Origin of the sequence: Leclercia sp. UBA2479, assembly GCF_002341985.1 — a bacterium.
In the GTDB taxonomy this organism is placed as follows: domain Bacteria; phylum Pseudomonadota; class Gammaproteobacteria; order Enterobacterales; family Enterobacteriaceae; genus Enterobacter; species Enterobacter pneumoniae.
In genome coordinates, this window is record NZ_DDPB01000013.1 from 1 (window position 1) to 17,300 (window position 17,300).

The following is a 17,300-nucleotide window of genomic DNA, read 5'->3' on the forward strand; positions in this document are numbered from 1 at the left end:
GATTTATTCAACAAAGCCCCGGCAGCCATGAGTCTGGTTACGCAGACGGAGGATCGTCCAACTACAAGTAAATCATCCAACGCTGCTAACGTAATAGAGAGAAAGCAATAACCCACGCTGTGCTGACAAAACAGCAAAAATCCTCAAGATGGATTGACCTGTAGAATAGCAGGTCAATTTTATTGTTCGTAAATCGGTAGTTGACACCAGCGATATAACCCCTCATACGGAACAACCCCCTGCTGTTCGCTTTTAACTTAAAATCTTCTATAACCGGGCCAGGCGCCAAAGTCATCTCGGCAGCGTAAGTTCGGAGGCCATCGAGCAGATCTTGTCGTGAGGACATAATTTGTCTACTGTTGTGGGGTAAGTCCAAATACCTAAAGTTATCTTGGTATTAATTAATCAGAATTACTTAAACCAAACTAACATTTAAACGACTGAAGGTTCACAATATTTAAAATTTATTTTGCAACTTACAATCCCTCGGCGATAATTTTTCAGCGCAGTCTTTACAATTTATCATCTTTGCCTTTAAACACCGAAAAACAAAACTATCCTTTCGTAATACTCCATACTTTTCTTTTATTACACATGTATTCTGTGCTACATAATCTTTAAAAATAACAAGGCTTTCATCGTGTCTTTTGTGATAAAGTTTTGAGACGTACCATTCAGGGTACAGTGTGAGCTGTTTCAATAGCACGTCCTTTTGGAGATCATATAGCTTTCTCTGAAGCAATTCAGTTAATATAATTCTGTTTGCATAAATCCATTCTTTCATTAAAAATGAAGCACACGGTTTTATATAAAGAGTGGATAAGGGTGTTATCTTCTGTTTTTTTATTCCCTTCAATTTGATTTTCTCCAGGGGAGATATAACAAGAACATCATTTTCAGGTACCCCCCCCTGCATAATATCACTCATAGCTTTAACTGTTTTTATATATGAACAAGAAATGATTTCAGACAACGGCAGTTTGTGTTTAAAACAATACCGAGAAAACTCCCAATCTTTTTTAAGGTAACCCACACCATACTTTTTTTTGCTTTCCAAAATACAAACATTGCAAAATCTGATTGTTCTGTCAGGCCGACCATTAATATAAGCTGTACCATGCTCAGTAAATTCTTTAAACTCTCTCAAATTTGAATATGGGGAAGAAAAAGTGGTGTGTGGATGCTCACTCGAATTTACAACATTAAATAACTTAAATTCATTAAATCGATGGTAAACTGGCAAGAGCTCCTTCCTGGCAATTATTTTATATGCAACCCAGCCGCCAAGAGTAATTAGATTTCTGAAATTATGATAGCCATAAACAAGTTGAGTCCTGTAAAGGAAACTGAACAAACTTTCGTCATTGAAAAACATAATAAACCTCTATCATTATCATTCCTGTTTATCAAATAACTTCTCCACGTTTAGTATAGTATAATCCACCAAGAAACTGTGAATAGTAGCCTGTCTATCCTTTTCGTGTCCAAAGGGTAGCGTCCCTGTGGCAGCGTCCAGGCCAATGTACATAGGCCGGACGGATGTAATTGTCACTTTTAAAACCATCTCATGCAATCCATTGCATGAAAATTTTAATTCCCTGTGATAGGAATAATCACGAGATGTAGCATTAAGCTAGGATACATACCTCTAAGCATTCGAGGTTCTGCAGTTGCATCGTGTGATCAGCATTACCGAGTCGTAAATTCTGAATCGTCAGCCTAGCAGAGCTATCTAAAGCTGGCTGGGGCGAGTCTTATAAAGACGTCTCCCCAATACTGTCTACTAGAATATTCTCCTGGCCCGCAAAGATTTCAGGAAAGTCGCTGACAGTAAGGAAAATTTTATCATCACCGTACCCAGACAGGGGTTCCGGTTTAATGAAACCATGCCGGTAACTGTCAGTGACACCAAAGACAATTTCGCTTCAACTCCAGATGAATTTACGTCTGAATAAAACAGTGAAGAAAATGGCAATCTGTTGTTCAGACAAGATGTTTATTCACTGCTATTACGTCTTGTATTTTTAGTCTCAAAGAACTGGCGAGAAAAAGTCGTTCCATTCAAACTGAATCGCCACAGGTTTAACAGACACCTCAGAGTCATTTAAGATGGCTTAAAGAGAGGTGCCCATGAGCGGTAAGCGTTATCCCGAAGAGTTTAAAATTGAAGCAGTCAAACAGGTTGTCGATCGCGGTTATTCTGTTGCCAGCGTTGCAACACGTCTCGATATCACCACCCACAGCCTTTACGCCTGGATAAAGAAGTACGGTCCGGATTCTTCCGCTAATAAAGAACAGTCAGTTGCTCAGACCGAGATCCGCCGTCTCCAGAAAGAGCTGAAGCGGGTTACCGACGAACGGGACATATTAAAAAAAGCCGCGGCGTACTTCGCAAAGCTGTCCGACTGAGGTACGCCTTTATCCGTGACAACACCTGTTGCTGGCCTGTTCGCCTGCTCTGTCTGGTGCTGGATGTTCATCCCAGTGGTTTTTACGCCTGGCTTCAGCAGCCGCATTCACAACGCCATCAGGCAGACCTGAGACTGACATGACAGATTAAACAGTTCTGGCTGGAATCGGGATGCGTCTATGGTTATCGCAAAATCCATCTGGATCTGCGGGACAGCGGGCAACAGTGCGGAGTGAACAGAGTCTGGCGACTGATGAAACGTGTCGGGATAAAGGCTCAGGTCGGATACCGGAGCCCGCGGGCACGTAAAGGCGAGGCCAGTATCGTGTCGCCCAACAGGCTCCAGCGACAGTTCAATCCGGATGCTCCGGATGAGCGTTGGGTAACGGACATAACCTACATCAGGACCCACGAAGGCTGGCTGTATCTTGCCGTGGTTGTTGATCTGTTCTCACGCAAAATTATCGGCTGGTCCATGCAATCCCGGATGACAAAGGACATTGTCCTGAACGCACTGCTGATGGCTGTATGGCGGCGTAATCCCCAAAAACAGGTGCTGGTTCATTCGGATCAGGGCAGTCAGTACACAAGCCATGAGTGGCAGTCGTTCCTGAAATCACACGGTCTGGAGGGCAGCATGAGCCGTCGCGGTAACTGCCATGATAATGCGGTTGCAGAAAGCTTTTTCCAGTTGTTGAAACGCGAACGGATAAAGAAAAAGATCTACGGAACGCGGGAAGAAGCCCGCAGCGATATTTTTGATTACATCGAAATGTTTTATAACAGTAAGCGTCGGCATGGTTCTAGCGATCAGATGTCACCGACAGAATATGAAAACCAGTATTATCAACGGCTCGGAAGTGTCTAGATTATCTGTGGCTATTCAGATGTCACCATGACTCCCACCTTGCAGGAAGCGCTGTATCTTGCTGCTTTGAAATGAGTTGGGGCTTTGAATCCGCTAATGGTTCCCTTGAGGAAAGTACGAGCTCAACCCCCAGCAGACTAAACACTTTATACAAGCGCTCAAAACTTGCAGTTGCTGGGTTTGCTTCCAAACGAGCATAAGTTTGCTGTGTTACACCCAATCGTCCAGAAAGCTCTTTTTGAGTAAGTCCCCTAGCTTTGCGGAAACCAACCAGAACGGGGCGTAACTGATTCAACGTTTTCAAATAGTATTGAGTGCTCATGATGACAATCCGTACTGATTAATATGAATAAAAAACTTAATGCTTTAACAGTCTATAAGCTGTTAATGCACATAACAGTCCACAAGCTGTTAACCCTTATTAACCAAGTTTTGCAGGGCAACGGAAACAGGGTTTGAAGGCCATTTAGGCATCTTGTAACATTTTACAAATGTTACCTGCTTTTCATCAATGAACATAGGTACTTTAGGGGTTTACGTCGCCACGCGGTCATCAGAAGCGCATATAGGTCAATTTCTTTTGTCATCCGGGGTTGCATTTACCAGCCGATTACCTTGCGTGAAAACAGTCCAACAACTACGGCCAGCCTTCGTGGGTTCGGATATAAGCTATGTCCGTTACCCAACATTTATCCGGTACTTCCGGGTTGAACCGCCGCTGGAGCCTGTTGGTGTCACGATACTGGCTACATCTTTACGAGCTCGTGGGCTTCGCTCCCCGACCTTTGCCTTTATCCCGGCACGCTTCATCAGGCACTAGCCACGGTGAATCCCGCATTGTTGCCCGCGATCTCGCAGGTCTATTCATTCACCTCGAGTTGCAGTCAATTTACCGTCCTGTCTATAACGTCAATTACTCCGCCCCGAAGCTCGATAATATGTTTTACCGACAGACGTCCCAAAATATCGGGTGCGGTTTTTAGTTGCTCGCTAAAGCTCTCATAACCGCGGCCAGACCATGCCCGCCCCGAGGAGTAACAGTACGCCAGAATCAACTTAACATCATGTTGGGTCAGAAAATCGATAATAACCTTTGTACAACTGACGCATGGGATACGTTCAGTTAGTAAAATCACCCGGTCAAAGATGAAGTCTTTGTTCACGATTAGACTATGAATAACATTTAGCAGGATCCTTTCAGAGTCATGAACTCGGTCGTATTCACCTTTATATTCAATTTCATAAAGCGCAAAAGTTGATGCAGGATACGGTGCAGCGACCCAGATAGGATCTGACTGTGAATACCATTCCTGATTTGCCCTACTCTGCCGTAAGGCTAAACTGGCTACCGTAGTGGGTAAAGTATATCCGTGCCGATCCGAGAGCATTTGAATATCTCTGACTTTTTCCGCGCCCTTTACGCTCGTTGCAAACAGGCTATTCATTATGACTGTTTCGCCCATCATCAATGAACAATTTGCATAGTTGGCAGGTAAAAATTTCTGTACAGCGAAAATATCATCATCATTGATAACAGCTTTACTCTGATGTCTAAGATATTCAGCTGGTTTTCTATAACTTAGCAAGTGATTAAAACAATTTATAATTTCACAATATTCCGCAGGGCTAATATCCATTTACCATGATCCGTTATGTTAAGCGAGCGACCATACTTTGACTGCTCCTAGCCCTTTCAGGGCAAGGAGCCCCATATCAAGGCAACCAACCTAATCCCCACTAAGCTACTTCAGGGCTTACAGCCGCTCAGTGGACTAACACTGCCAACTCGGCAGCTTTATTATTTTTCGCGGCATTTACGTCACGATCATGGGTTTCTGCGCATTCCTGGCAATTCCACGAACGAACGTTAAGCACCAGTTTCGGCAGCGTATAGACGCAACCGCCACAAAGTTTCGTTGACGGGATAAACGGGTCAATTGCAACCAGGAGCCGTCCCCACCAATTCGGATTTGTACTTCAACTGGCGCATGAATTCAAGGGCGTTTTTCGTGGTGAGAAGTGAAAGCTACTGGGCTTTCCGAGGTAGGGGACAATATGAAGTGTATAACCAAGTCAAACAATCCAAACAAACACTCAAAGCTTGCAATTTCGGGGTTTGTCTCCAAGTTTGCTGTGTTACCCCCAATCGTCCTGTATGCGCTCTTTTGAAAAGTCCTTTGACTTTGCAAAAACCGACCATATCGATGCGTAAATGATTCTAAATTTTCAAGTTGTATTGTGTATTCGTGATAACCACTTGTATTGATATATATATAAACAAATAGCTTAAAAATAAACAGCCTATAAGCTGTTTATTTATATAACAGATTATAAGCTGTTAAACCTTACTCGCTTAGAAGTGCAAAATACTTACACAGGTTTTATCTGCAGTTTTGGCGACTTATGACGTTTTATGTCTTTTAACAACATTTCATGCCTTTTACCAATAAAGAGATACATTTTCAAGGGTCAACAGTGTAGTCCTCGAAAGATACAATCCACATCGTTTTTTGTCAGCCAGATCTTACGCTCTTAAAAAATAGTGTTCAAAAGGATTCTCAAAGAAGATCTTTGATATAACATCTATATATATCAGATATTTAATATATTTAGTGACATAACTTTAATTGTCCAAAAATGAATAGTGACATAACTCTAATATGACTCCACACCGGATCCGCGCTGCGGCTCCGGCCCAGAAAGGGAGTGGAAATTACTGCTGTGCGAGCTGATTCCGACGATATTCTCCCTGGCGCTCCAGCATCCAGCCGGGGTACTCCCGTGGCAAGACGCTGACGGCATCAAGCTGTTTTAGCTCATCTTCGCTCAGGCGGATTTCGGTGGCGGCAATGTTGTCATCCAGTTGATCCACCCGCTTCGCCCCGACGATCACGCTGCTGACCACCGGCTGATGCAGCAACCACGCCAGCGCAATCTGCGCCACCGAGACCCCTTTGCTCTCTGCGATAGTGCGCATCACATCGACGCAATCGAAGGCACGCGCTTTTTCCACCGGCGGGAAGTCAAATTCCAGACGACGGCCGCCGGATTCGCTCTGTCCGTTGCGATCGTATTTCCCGCTGAGCAGGCCGCCCGCCAGCGGGCTCCAGACCATCAAGCCCACCCCTTCGCTTTGCATCATCGGCACCAGTTCGCGCTCCAGATCGCGCCCGGCGATGGTGTAGTAAGCCTGCAGAGAGGCGAACCGCGCCAGACCCAACCGCTCGGAGATACCCAGCGCCTTCATGATCTGCCAGGCCGCCCAGTTAGAGACCCCGATATAACGAACATGGCCGTGCTGCACCAGATTATCCAGCGCATAAAGAGTCTCTTCAATGGGGGTGGCGGGATCAAAACCGTGCAACTGATAGAGATCGATATGATCGAGCTGCAGCCGGCGCAGACTCTCTTTTACGCTGCTGATGATGTGGTAACGCGAGCTACCGCGTGAGTTCACCCCGCCCGTGCCGGTTTCGCCAAAGACTTTGGTCGCCACCACCACGTTTTCCCGTGGCACCTTCAGGTTTTTTAACGCCTGGCCGGTGATCTCTTCCGAACGCCCTTCCGAGTAGACGTTGGCGGTATCGATAAAGTTAATACCGGCGTCCAGCGCGCGGCCTACCAGCTGCTCCGCGTCGCTCTGCTGGAGCTGGCCAATCTTGCCCCACATGCCGCCTTCGCCGCCGAAGGTCATGGTACCGAGGCAGAGTTCAGAGACGAACAGGCCGGTATTACCGAGTTTTTGATATCGCATTTGAGACTCCTTGTTTGTTGAGTACCCCATAGTTATACCCGGTGCACGCCGACCGCGAATGTGCGGTTCCTGTCCGTTTCTTGCCCAATTCTCGCCATCTTATCCGCGAGGTGCATCGCCAAAGACGGGGTAGTCTGGCATTTGCACCTGCTGATACGGCTCCCAGCCGCCGCCCAGCGCCTTGTACAACGCGACCAGGTCAAGGGCGCTCTGCACCTGCGCCTGCGCGCGCTGTTGCTCGGCCTGCGCCAGCTGTCGCTGGGCATCCAGCACGTCGATAAAGGTGGCAATCCCCTGCCGGTAGCTGTCGCTTGCCAGATCAAAGGCGTTTTGCAGTGCATCAATGGTTTTCGCCAGCCCTGCCTCACGCTGTTGATCGGTACGGTAGCTCACCAGCGCATTTTCCACGTCGCCGAGCGCCGTTAGCACCGTCTGACGATAGTCCAGCACCGCAGCGCCCTGCTGCGCGCGCGCCACTTTCACGCTGGAGACCAGCCGCCCACCCTGGAAGATAGGAATGGAGACCTGCGGGCCAAAGCTGTAGAAGTGGCTGCTCCAGTCGGTGAGCCAGTTGGTTTCGCTGTTGCGCAGACCAAACTGACCGGAGAGGGTAAAGCTCGGGAACAGCTGCGCCACCGAAACGCCGATCTGCGCCGTGGCGGCGTGGAGATTGGCCTCCGCCTCGCGTACGTCCGGGCGGCGACGTGCCAGCGTGGACGGGATCCCCGTCTGCACAATGTCCGGCAAGGCGGGCATCGGCTGGGCGGACTGCAGCTCCGCGTCCAGCGCCCCCGGCGGTTTGCCGAGGAGGATCGCCAGGCCATTCATCGCCTGTCGCGCCTGCGCCTGATATTGCGGAAGCTGCGCTTCAAGCGTACCGAGCTGCGCGCGGGCATTTTCCACGTCCATCTGGGGTGACAACCCGCCGCGCTGGCGGTTGTCGGTGAGATCCAGCGTCTGCCGGGCGCTCTCAATCTGGGTATTGAGGGTGGCGATAATGCTCTGCGCGCCGCGCAGCTGCAGCCACGCCCGCGCCACTTCCGCCTCCAGCGACACCAGCGCGTCATTACGCTGCTCAATCGCCGCCTGCTGCTGCGCTTCGGCGGCTTCAACCTGACGGCGAACCTTGCCCCACAGGTCGATTTCCCACTGGGCGTCAAAGCTGCCCTGGTAAAGGTTGATCGGCTGGGTCAGCGGGCCTAACGCCCCCCGCAGCTGCGGGTCGACATTATCAAGCTGGTCGTATACCCCGTGCGATTTCAGCTCTCCTTCCAGCCCGAGCTGCTGGCGGGTTGCTTGTAAACTGCCGTTTACCGACGGATAAAACGCCCCGCCCGCCTGGTTGATCTGTTCCCGCGCCCCGGCAATGCGCAACACGGTCTGCTGCAGAGAGAGGTTTCCGGCGATGGCGCGTTCAATCAGGCTATCGAGCTGCGGCGAGTTGAAGGTTTTCCACCAGCGAGGGTTGGTGGCGGCCGAAACGGTTTTCGAATTTACCTCGCCATCCCCCTTGTCATTCCAGTGGGTGACCGCAGGCGGTGCGGGCTGTTGATAGTCCGGCCCCACGGCGCAGCCTGCGAGCAACAGCATTATCATCAGAGGGTGTAAACGTCTGTGTATCATCAGTGTGCTCCTGCACTCCCCTCGCTCTTAACCGGCGAGAGCAACAAACAAAACGGGATCAGTAAAAAGGCCACCACGCTCAGAAGGGTGAAGACGTCGATGTAGGCCAAAAAGCGCGACTGCTCGATCATGGTCTGGTACATCCGCCCGGTGGCGATGCCGGTCGGGTCGCCGACCTGGGTAGTGAAATTCTGGATCGCCTGGGCGCTTTCGCGTATCGCCAGCTGGAATTGCTCGTTGAACGGCGAGGCGTGATAGGCCAGATGTGCGCTGTGCGCCTGGGAACGCTCGGTGATCGCCGCCGTCGATAGCGAAATGCCTATCGAGCCTGCGACGTTGCGGAACATGGTAAACAGCGCCGCCGCATCGGCGTTGAGCTGCCGCGGAATCGAGATAAAGGCAATGGTCGTGAGCGGTACAAACAGGAACCCGAGTCCAATCGACTGGGCGCTGCGGAACAGTACCAGGGTTTCGAAATCGATATCCGGGGTTAACGTGCGGGACCAGAAGAACGACACCGCCAGACAGGTAAAGCCGAAGGCGATGATCCAGCGCGTCTGCACCACCGGCATCAGCTTCAGCACCAGCGGTATGGTCAATACGATCAATATTGCCCCAGGCGATAGCACCATGCCCGACCAGGTGGCGGTATAGCCAAGATCCTGCTGGGCCAGCTGCGGGATAACCACCGAGCTGCCGTAGAGGATCATTGCCATCCCCGCCATCAGCAGGCTGGATACGGCAAAGTTTTTGTCCTTCATGCAGTGCAGGTCGACCACCGGCTTTTTGGCATACATCAGCCAGTAAATGGCACCGATGATGCCGATAAGCGTCAGCACCGCGAAGGTGCGGATCACGTTTGAATAGAACCAGTCGTCATCCTCACCCCGGTCGAGCATCACCTGCAGGCAGCCCAGCCCGAGCGCGATCAGGCCGATCCCCGTCCAGTCGACAGAGAGTTTCTCTTTGGATTTGCTCTCCCAGGGCGGATCTTCCAGCAGCTGGTAGATCGCCAGCACCGTGACGATCCCGACCGGAATATTGATGAAAAAGACCCAGCGCCACGAGTAGTTGTCGGTGATCCAGCCGCCCAGCGTCGGCCCGAGAACCGGGGCGACGATAATGGCGATGGACGAGAGGCCAAAGGCTTTGCCCCTGTCCTCAGGCTTGAAGTAGTCAAGCAGCACCGACTGCTGGGTAGGCTGCAGGCCGCCGCCAAAGAAGCCCTGCATGATGCGGAACAGGATGATCTGCCACAGCTCGGTGGCAATGCCGCAGAGGAATGAGCAGATGGTGAACATCACAATGCAGATTAAGAAAAACTGCTTGCGGCCAAACAGCCGGCTCAGAAAGGCGGAGATGGGCAGGACAATACCGTTTGCCACCAGGTAACTGGTTAACACCCAGGTGGATTCGTCATAGCTGGCCGAGAGCGACCCGGCCACGTGCGGCAGCGCCACGTTGACAATGGTGGTGTCGAGGATCTCCATAAACACCGCCAGGGTGACGACAATCGCCACCGCCCAGGGGTTACTGGCGGGCTTCCAGTTATCGTGACTCTGATCCGTCATTCCACTGTGACCTTCGGTTCAACCGACAGCCCCAGCGGCAGCGGTTTGTTCGGATCCAGCCCCTTATCAATCACGATTTTCACCGGCACGCGCTGCACGATTTTCACAAAGTTACCGGTGGCGTTTTCCGACGGGAAGGCGGAGAAACGCGAGCCGCTGCCCTGCTGGATACTGTCGATATGGCCTTCAAGCTCCATGTCAGGCCAGGCATCCACGGAGACCTGTACCTTATCGCCCGGCTTCATCCGTTCAAGCTGAGACTCTTTGAAGTTTGCCACCACCCAGACGTTCGGGGAGACCAACGAGAAGAGCGCCGAGCCTGCCTGCACCAGCGTACCGGGCTGCACGTTGCGTTTGGTAACAAAACCATCGAACGGGGCGCGGACTTCAGTGTAGGAAAGATTGAGGTTGGCGGTTTCGAGCTGCGCTTTCGCCTGATCCACCTGGCGTTGACGCGCTTCGACGTTGGTCTCCTGCTGGCGGATTTGCAGTTGAACCTGCTCCGCTACCTCAAGCTGCGCCTGGGCGCTGGCGAGGCCCGCCTGGGCGCTACGCAGCTGGGCGTTAGCGGAATCGATACTTTGTTGGGTGGTCGCACGCGGATCGACCCCGCGCTGACGACGATATTCCGCCTGCGCATTGGCGAGATCCGCCTGAGCTTTTAGCACCTGGGCTTTCGCTTCATCACGCTGCGCGGGGTATTGCACCTTTGAGAGCGCCAGCTGCGCCTGGGCCTGATGCAGCTGTGCGGTTGCCAGGCCAAGCTGGGCCTGCGCCTGATCGCGCTGGGCGGTGGTGTCTCTCGGGTCGATCACCACCAGCAGATCGCCCTTTTTCACGCGCTGGTTATCACGCACGCGCAGTTCGGTGACGTAGCCTGCCGTTTTCGGCGCAATGGTCACCACGTCGCCGTCGGTAAAGGCGTCGTCGGTTGTCTCTTCGTTACGGGTTAAAAACCACCACACCAGCGCCACGATAACCATCACCACCACGACAATGCCGAGGATAATTAACGGTTTTTTACCCGGACGCTTACGCTCATTATTGTTCTTTTCCTGCTCGTCAGCAGGGGACTTTTGATCTTCAGCCATAGTTCAGCAACGGTCCTGTCAGTGAGCGGCATCACACTATGCCGTTCAATAAAGCTAGGACGTTGCTATACATTTGCCAGGAAAAACTGACAAATTGCGCATTATATGAGAAGGAATAGTCCGAATCCGACCAGCGATGCCCAGACCAGCATCGGGATTGACCAGAGGTGGAAGCGCCACCAGATACGGCGATCGTTCGCCATCCGCAGGGCAATCAGGTTGGCGAGGGAACCGGGCAGAAGCCCGAAACCGCCGACGTTGACGGCCCAGGCCAGCAGTGCGCTGGGGGGAACATAATTGAGCAGCAGTATGGTCGAGGGTACGTTGCTTATCACCTGTGACAGCCCTATAGCGGTGATCCACAATCCCGTCTGCGACAGTTGGGTTACGTTTTGCAGCACACCCTGCAGCGCCGGCACCTGAATCAGCAAATGCACATCAATAAACATCGCTATAAAGACCAACAGCAGCGTCCAGTCGACGCTTACCAGGACGCGCCTCGCCAGCAGTAAGAAGCCGCCGGCTACCAGCAGCGCCCCCCACAGCTCTTGTTTCAGGTCGAGCGCCACCAGAAAGACCAGATAGAGTGCCAGGCAGCTCCACGCCAGACGCGGTGACGCCTGCGTGGCCGCCGTGCCGGTATGGTACTGCAGCGGTTTTGCCGGGAAAGCAAACCAGCACATCACCCCCAGCGTAACCATCATCACCGCCGCCAGGGGCGCCATCTGCCAGCTAAAAGCGGCAAACGACAGGCCAGAGCGTCCCCATAAGAGAATGTTCTGCGGGTTCCCGATCGGGGTTAACAGTGAACCGGCGTTGACCGCCAGCGCTTCGAAGATGATCAATCGATTGACCGGGATCTCGCAGAGCTTGCGCAGCGTTAGCGTCAGGGGCACCACGATGAACAGCGCCACGTCGTTGGTCAGAAAAGTGGAGAGCAGCGCCGCCGAGAAGACCATAAACAGCGTCAGGCGGCGTTCCGTGGCGAAGCGACGAACCATTTTGCGTCCCAGCACGTCGAAAAAGCCGCTCTGCTCTACCCCTTTGGTGAGCATCATCAGCCCGCTCAGGGTAATGATGGTGTGCCAGTCAATAGCGGCAGGCCAGCGCTGGGGGGCGAAAGGAACGCAAAAACTGAGCCCGACGCCAATCAAGACTAACAGATGAAAGAAACGATCGCGGGCCAGCGCCCCCAGGCCTGGAAGGGTCATTCAGAGGCAGGTCCGTATTTGCGGGTAAACTCGCTGAATTGCTGCAGAGTCTCTTCGCTAACGTGGTGTTCCATCCCCTCCGCATCGCGGCGGGCAGTATCGGGGCTGACGCCCAGCACCAGCAGGAAGTTTTCCACAATCTGATGGCGTTCGCGGCTGGCCTGCGCCAGCTTCTCGCCTTCAGGGGTTAAGAAAACGCCGCGCCAGGGGATCATCTCGATCAACCCCACCGAGGCGAGTCGTTTCAACATTTTTGCCACCGTCGGTTGGGAGACGCCGAGACGCGCGGCCATATCGACCTGGCGTGCTTCGCCCACCTCACGGATCAGATCGGAAATCAGCTCAACATAATCATCAATCAGCTCGCGACGATGCGCTTCGCGAACCTGACGAAATCCTTCAACGTGTTCTTCAACATTTACCAGCTGCGTCTTTTTTCTTGTCGTGGTTTTACCTGCACGATGGGTCATTGTGCTTCCTCAATGGGGGTGACGCTTCCAGCAGCGCAATTCAAATGCGGCCATTGTAAACCATGCGTGAACAAGCACAAAAAATTAACGTAATAGCCATAGCTATAAAATATAGCCTGTGCTATATCTGTATGTAATGCAGTCACCTTCAGGGATCGAAGGGATCATTCATCAGGAGGTTGAGATGAACGAATTCAAGAGGTGTATACAGGTGTTTAGCCACTCTCCATTCACAGTACGCTTAATGCTGCTGAACATGATTTGCGACATGATTACTGGCAAATCACAGCAGAACGATAAACCTTCCCGCTAGGCGGCGTCGCGGTACGCCGCTTCATTTTTTTGTCACACTTCCTTTGTAGACTGGGCCGTAAGGCAAATTGCCGGATCTTTTTTACGGATTTGTAGCCCTCTTCGCAAAACATCCTCTTTATAGCTGTTGACCTTCATCGCCGCTGGCACTATCTTCTTGCAGCCCTGCACTATTTGCGGCTCGCAGACGCGGACCCCAATTCCCCTTCTCCGCACTCTCAGGCAGGTTTTGACCCTTGGCGCCAGGGTGAGCACATGGCGTTTTCATGATTGTGACCTATGAATTTAACCCTGAAAGAATCACTTGTGACCCGCGGCCGGGCCTTAAGCCCGTGGACGGGATTCTACTTTCTACAATCACTGCTGATTAATTTTGCGCTGGGCTACCCCTTCAGTCTGCTCTACGCGGTGGCCTTCACCTGCGTATTGCTGTTGCTGTGGCGTAGCGCACCGCGCGTGCAGAAAGGGCTGCTGGGCATCTGCTCGCTGGTGGCGGCAATGTACTTCCCCTTCTCTCAGGCCTATGGGGCACCCAACTTTAATACCCTGCTGGCGATGCACTCCACCAATATGGAGGAGTCGACAGAGATCCTGACCATCTTCCCCTGGTATAGCTATGTGGTTAGCCTGTTTATCTTTGCGCTGGGCGTTATTGCTGTGCGACGTAAACCCGAAGCCAAAAAAGGGTGGAACCGACTGGACAGCCTCTACCTGGCCGTCAGCCTTGCCGCCTTTTTTGTCGCCCCGGTGCAGAACCTGGCATGGGGTGGCGTCTTCAGGCTGAAAGATAGCGGCTACCCGGTCTTCCGTTTTGTGAAAGACGTGGTGGTGAACAACCAGGAAGTGATCGACGAACAGGCGCGCATGAGCGCGTTGTCGCAGATGAAAGATACCTGGAACGTGACGGCGGTGAAGCCGAAATATCACATCTATATGGTGGTGATAGGCGAAAGCGCTCGCCGCGATGCGCTGGGCGCCTTTGGCGGCCACTGGAACAACACCCCTTTTGCCAGTGCGGTGAATGGCACCCTGTTTACCGATTATATTGCCGCCAGCGGCTCTACGCAGAAGTCACTGGGGCTGACGCTTAATCGGGTAGTGGATAACAAACCCCAGTATCAGGATAACTTCGTCACCCTAGCGAACCGTGCCGGCTTCCAGAGCTGGTGGTTTTCCAATCAGGGCCAGATTGGCGAATATGATACCGCCATCGCAAGTATTGCTAAGCGTGCCGACGAGGTGCAGTTCCTGAAGAGCGGTGATTTTGAAGCCGATAAAAATACCCAGGATGAGGCACTGCTGAAGATGACTGCGCAGGTTTTCAGCACGCATCGTACGCAGCCGCAGCTTATTGTGCTGCATCTGATGGGCTCGCACCCACAGGCCTGCGATCGCACCAAAGGCAAATACGCCGAGTTTGTGCAGTCGAAAGAGACCTCCTGTTACCTCTATACCATGACGCAGACCGACCAGCTGTTAAGTCAGCTGTATAGCCAGTTGCAAAATACGGGCGACAGTTTCTCGATGGTCTATTTTTCCGATCACGGGCTGGCGTTTAAAGAGCGCGGTAAAGCGGTGCAGTATCTGGCTCATGATGACGCCTTCCAGCAAAACTTCCAGGTGCCTTTTATGGTGCTCTCCAGCGACGATAAGCGCCACCGCATGATCAAGGCCCGCCGCTCGGCGAACGATTTCCTGAGCTTCTTCTCTCAGTGGACGGGAATTCAGGCAAAAGAGATCGCCAGTCACTACCGCTTTATCTCCAGTCAAAAGGCACCGCCGGTCTATGTCACGAACTTCAAGTTGCAGAAAGTGGACTATAACCATCTGGGGAGCGACATTTTCGCCACCCAAAGTCGGTAAGGATTGGGTTGTTGAAGACAAAAAAAATCCGCCACAGGGGCGGATTTTTTATTGGCTCACCGGAGTGATTAGAAGCGGTAACCTACGCCCGCGATCCAGGTGCCAACGTCAACGTTACGGATGCGGCTCTGCTCATAGGAGAAGTCCAGCGCAACGTTTTCGATTGGGTTAAACTGCATACCTGCACCGTAGGAGAAACCGTAGTCGCTGGTGTCGTCAGAAGAGCGAACCAGACCGGTGTCGGAAGTCTGCTGGAATTTACCGTAACCCACACCCACTACACCGTAGATGCTTGCCCAGTCGTTCAGACGGAAAGCAGGACCACCGGTGATGCCGTAGTACTGTGCTTTGTTATACACATCACCGGAAGAGCGATCTTTTTCGGTGTAGGTGAAGGAGCCGATCCAACCCAGTGGGTTGTTGTCCTGCTCGTAGCGGTATTTCAGGTTCAGGCCGTTAGTTTTGTTCATAACGCCCTGCATATCGCTCTGAGCGTAACCACCGGAAACGGTAGAAGTTGCCGCTACTGCGGTGCCTGCGGAAACGGCCAGAACGGCTGCCAGTGCTGAAAGACATGCAATTTTTTTCATAACCACCTCAAATGTGCTTCAAGTAAGTCCGTAAGTTTTAAATATATCAAAAATTCTTGTGAAACTCTTTCTGATTAGTGATGTCTAACGGCCCTTTTGGTGTAACTAATTATTTCCATAATCAGTTATCTCTTTCAAATCTCACCGAAAATACATCCCAAAAATGTAATAGTGCGCGTCAGATTCAATACATTCATCCAGACTATTCCTAAACTGCTTGGCAATAAGCCCGGTCTATGAATGCCATTCTACGGATTTCAGGGAACTTTTTTTCAACGAAGTCTCAACCGCGACAGCTTATTTCAATTACACTGCCACCTTTACTTCGTTTGACATAAATTGACAGGAGAAAGGATGCCTGGGTTGCCCCGCAAATCGCCGGTCTGGATGCCGGTTGTCGTTATTCTTATCGCCATGTTGTCTATCCAGAGCGGCGCATCGCTGGCGAAATCTCTTTTTCCCGTGATCGGCGCGCCGGGCGTAACGGCGCTGCGTATTGCGCTCGGCACGCTTATCCTGGTAATTATCTTTAAGCCCTGGCGTCTGCGTTTTGAAAAATCACAGCGCCTGCCGCTGCTCTTTTATGGCCTGTCGCTGGGGGCGATGAATTACCTCTTCTATTTATCAATACAGACCGTCCCGCTGGGAATTGCGGTGGCGCTGGAGTTTACCGGCCCGCTGGCGGTGGCGCTCTTCTCCTCGCGCCGCCCGGTAGACTTTGTCTGGGTGGTGCTGGCGGTATTGGGGCTGTGGTTCCTGCTCCCCCTCGGTCAGGACATTGCGCATGTGGATTTAACCGGTGCCGCGCTGGCGCTTGGCGCGGGTGCCTGCTGGGCTTTATATATCCTTACCGGTCAGCGTGCGGGGGAAGAGCATGGCCCCGCAACGGTGGCGCTGGGATCGCTGATTGCCGCTATCATCTTTGTGCCTCTGGGGATGGCGCAGGCCACCGAGTCGATCTGGCAGTGGTCGATTTTGCCCGTCGGGCTTGCGGTCGCGGTCCTTTCAACGGCGCTCCCCTACTCACTGGAGATGATTGCGCTCACCCGCCTGCCCACGCGCATCTTCGGCACCCTGATGAGCATGGAGCCCGCGCTGGCAGCCATGTCAGGTATGGTGTTTCTTGGTGAAACGCTCACCTTTACCCAGACGCTGGCGCTCTGCTCTATTATTGCTGCGTCGATGGGCTCAACCCTGACATTGCGGCGCGAAACCAAGGTCGAAGAGGTAGATATCAACCGCTGACGGGTAATTCTGCATGGCCAATATGCGCCATGCAGAATATAAGCCAGATTGCGCGAAATTAAATATGCCCGCACAAATTGTCATCAATCGGAAATATTCTCTCTCCTCTCTTACCGATTTTTATAAATAAGAATCTTTTACAACGAAATATTATAAGCCTCTGATTTTCAGGACCTTTAATAAGTCTTAATTATTCTTTCTATTAAACCGATAGGCAGTACCGGGTCGCAGGCTAAAAATGTGGTGCTATACTTATCTCCAGTAATTACCTGGGACACAAACATCAAGAGGA

At 51.9% G+C, this 17,300-nt stretch carries 14 protein-coding genes and 2 pseudogenes; 4 read left to right on the plus strand and 12 right to left on the minus strand.

Features of this window, described 5'->3' with window-relative positions:
• Positions 1-457: 457 nt before the first annotated feature.
• Positions 458-1,375: a hypothetical protein gene (locus B3B59_RS17845; protein WP_023335010.1), complete on the minus strand. Its 918-nt coding sequence runs from the start codon at positions 1,373-1,375 to the stop codon at positions 458-460.
• A 755-nt stretch (positions 1,376-2,130) separates the two neighbouring features.
• Here B3B59_RS17845 and B3B59_RS17850 point away from each other — a divergent pair.
• Positions 2,131-3,278: pseudogene (locus B3B59_RS17850) on the plus strand (IS3 family transposase).
• 22 nt (positions 3,279-3,300) lie between these two features.
• Here the strand turns inward: B3B59_RS17850 and B3B59_RS17855 are convergent.
• The 10 genes and pseudogenes from B3B59_RS17855 to mntR all read right to left on the minus strand — a co-directional run bounded on the left by B3B59_RS17855 (position 3,301) and on the right by mntR (position 12,998).
• Complete coding sequence (locus tag B3B59_RS17855; RefSeq protein ID WP_071787448.1) at positions 3,301-3,600, minus strand: helix-turn-helix transcriptional regulator; 300 nt, start codon at positions 3,598-3,600, stop codon at positions 3,301-3,303.
• A 208-nt stretch (positions 3,601-3,808) separates the two neighbouring features.
• Positions 3,809-4,139 (minus strand): annotated as a pseudogene (locus B3B59_RS17860) (IS3 family transposase); the annotation flags it as partial.
• A gap of 23 nt (positions 4,140-4,162) precedes the next feature.
• Positions 4,163-4,915: a deaminase domain-containing protein gene (locus tag B3B59_RS17865; protein WP_023335007.1), complete on the minus strand. Its 753-nt coding sequence runs from the start codon at positions 4,913-4,915 to the stop codon at positions 4,163-4,165.
• A 127-nt stretch (positions 4,916-5,042) separates the two neighbouring features.
• Positions 5,043-5,225 carry a zinc ribbon domain-containing protein gene (locus tag B3B59_RS20515; protein ID WP_077898079.1) on the minus strand — a complete coding sequence of 61 codons (183 nt, stop codon included), beginning with the start codon at positions 5,223-5,225 and terminating at the stop codon, positions 5,043-5,045.
• Between the two features lie 766 nt (positions 5,226-5,991).
• Positions 5,992-7,032, minus strand: a complete 1,041-nt coding sequence (locus B3B59_RS17870; protein ID WP_040076443.1) for an aldo/keto reductase — start codon at positions 7,030-7,032, stop codon at positions 5,992-5,994.
• Between the two features lie 99 nt (positions 7,033-7,131).
• Positions 7,132-8,655, minus strand: a complete 1,524-nt coding sequence (locus B3B59_RS17875; protein ID WP_233801309.1) for an efflux transporter outer membrane subunit — start codon at positions 8,653-8,655, stop codon at positions 7,132-7,134.
• Positions 8,655-10,226 carry a DHA2 family efflux MFS transporter permease subunit gene (locus B3B59_RS17880; protein ID WP_212477403.1) on the minus strand — a complete coding sequence of 524 codons (1,572 nt, stop codon included), beginning with the start codon at positions 10,224-10,226 and terminating at the stop codon, positions 8,655-8,657. Before B3B59_RS17880 ends, B3B59_RS17875 begins: the two co-directional genes overlap by 1 nt.
• Positions 10,223-11,317, minus strand: a complete 1,095-nt coding sequence (locus tag B3B59_RS17885; protein ID WP_046886917.1) for an HlyD family secretion protein — start codon at positions 11,315-11,317, stop codon at positions 10,223-10,225. Before B3B59_RS17885 ends, B3B59_RS17880 begins: the two co-directional genes overlap by 4 nt.
• Before the next feature lie 101 nt (positions 11,318-11,418).
• Positions 11,419-12,528 (minus strand): anion transporter, encoded by a 1,110-nt coding sequence (locus B3B59_RS17890; RefSeq protein ID WP_286809651.1) that lies wholly within the window; start codon positions 12,526-12,528, stop codon positions 11,419-11,421.
• Complete coding sequence (gene mntR / locus B3B59_RS17895; protein WP_040076448.1) at positions 12,525-12,998, minus strand: manganese-binding transcriptional regulator MntR; 474 nt, start codon at positions 12,996-12,998, stop codon at positions 12,525-12,527. The genes B3B59_RS17890 and mntR overlap by 4 nt, the downstream gene beginning before the upstream one ends.
• A gap of 184 nt (positions 12,999-13,182) precedes the next feature.
• Between mntR and mntS the strand changes: the two genes are divergently transcribed.
• Together mntS and B3B59_RS17905 are read left to right on the plus strand one after the other, a co-directional pair.
• Positions 13,183-13,311, plus strand: a complete 129-nt coding sequence (gene mntS / locus B3B59_RS17900) for a manganase accumulation protein MntS (RefSeq protein ID WP_046886919.1) — start codon at positions 13,183-13,185, stop codon at positions 13,309-13,311.
• Positions 13,312-13,589: 278 nt separating this feature from the next.
• A complete protein-coding gene (locus B3B59_RS17905) occupies positions 13,590-15,173 on the plus strand; it encodes a phosphoethanolamine transferase (RefSeq protein ID WP_286809652.1) in 1,584 nt (527 codons plus the stop codon).
• Between the two features lie 68 nt (positions 15,174-15,241).
• Here B3B59_RS17905 and ompX read toward each other — a convergent pair whose 3' ends face one another.
• A complete protein-coding gene (gene ompX / locus B3B59_RS17910; RefSeq protein ID WP_207293289.1) occupies positions 15,242-15,763 on the minus strand; it encodes an outer membrane protein OmpX in 522 nt (173 codons plus the stop codon).
• Positions 15,764-16,117: 354 nt separating this feature from the next.
• On the opposite strand from ompX, the gene rhtA reads away from it, so the two are divergent.
• Positions 16,118-17,008 carry a threonine/homoserine exporter RhtA gene (rhtA, locus tag B3B59_RS17915; protein ID WP_286809653.1) on the plus strand — a complete coding sequence of 297 codons (891 nt, stop codon included), beginning with the start codon at positions 16,118-16,120 and terminating at the stop codon, positions 17,006-17,008.
• Positions 17,009-17,300 lie beyond the last annotated feature (292 nt).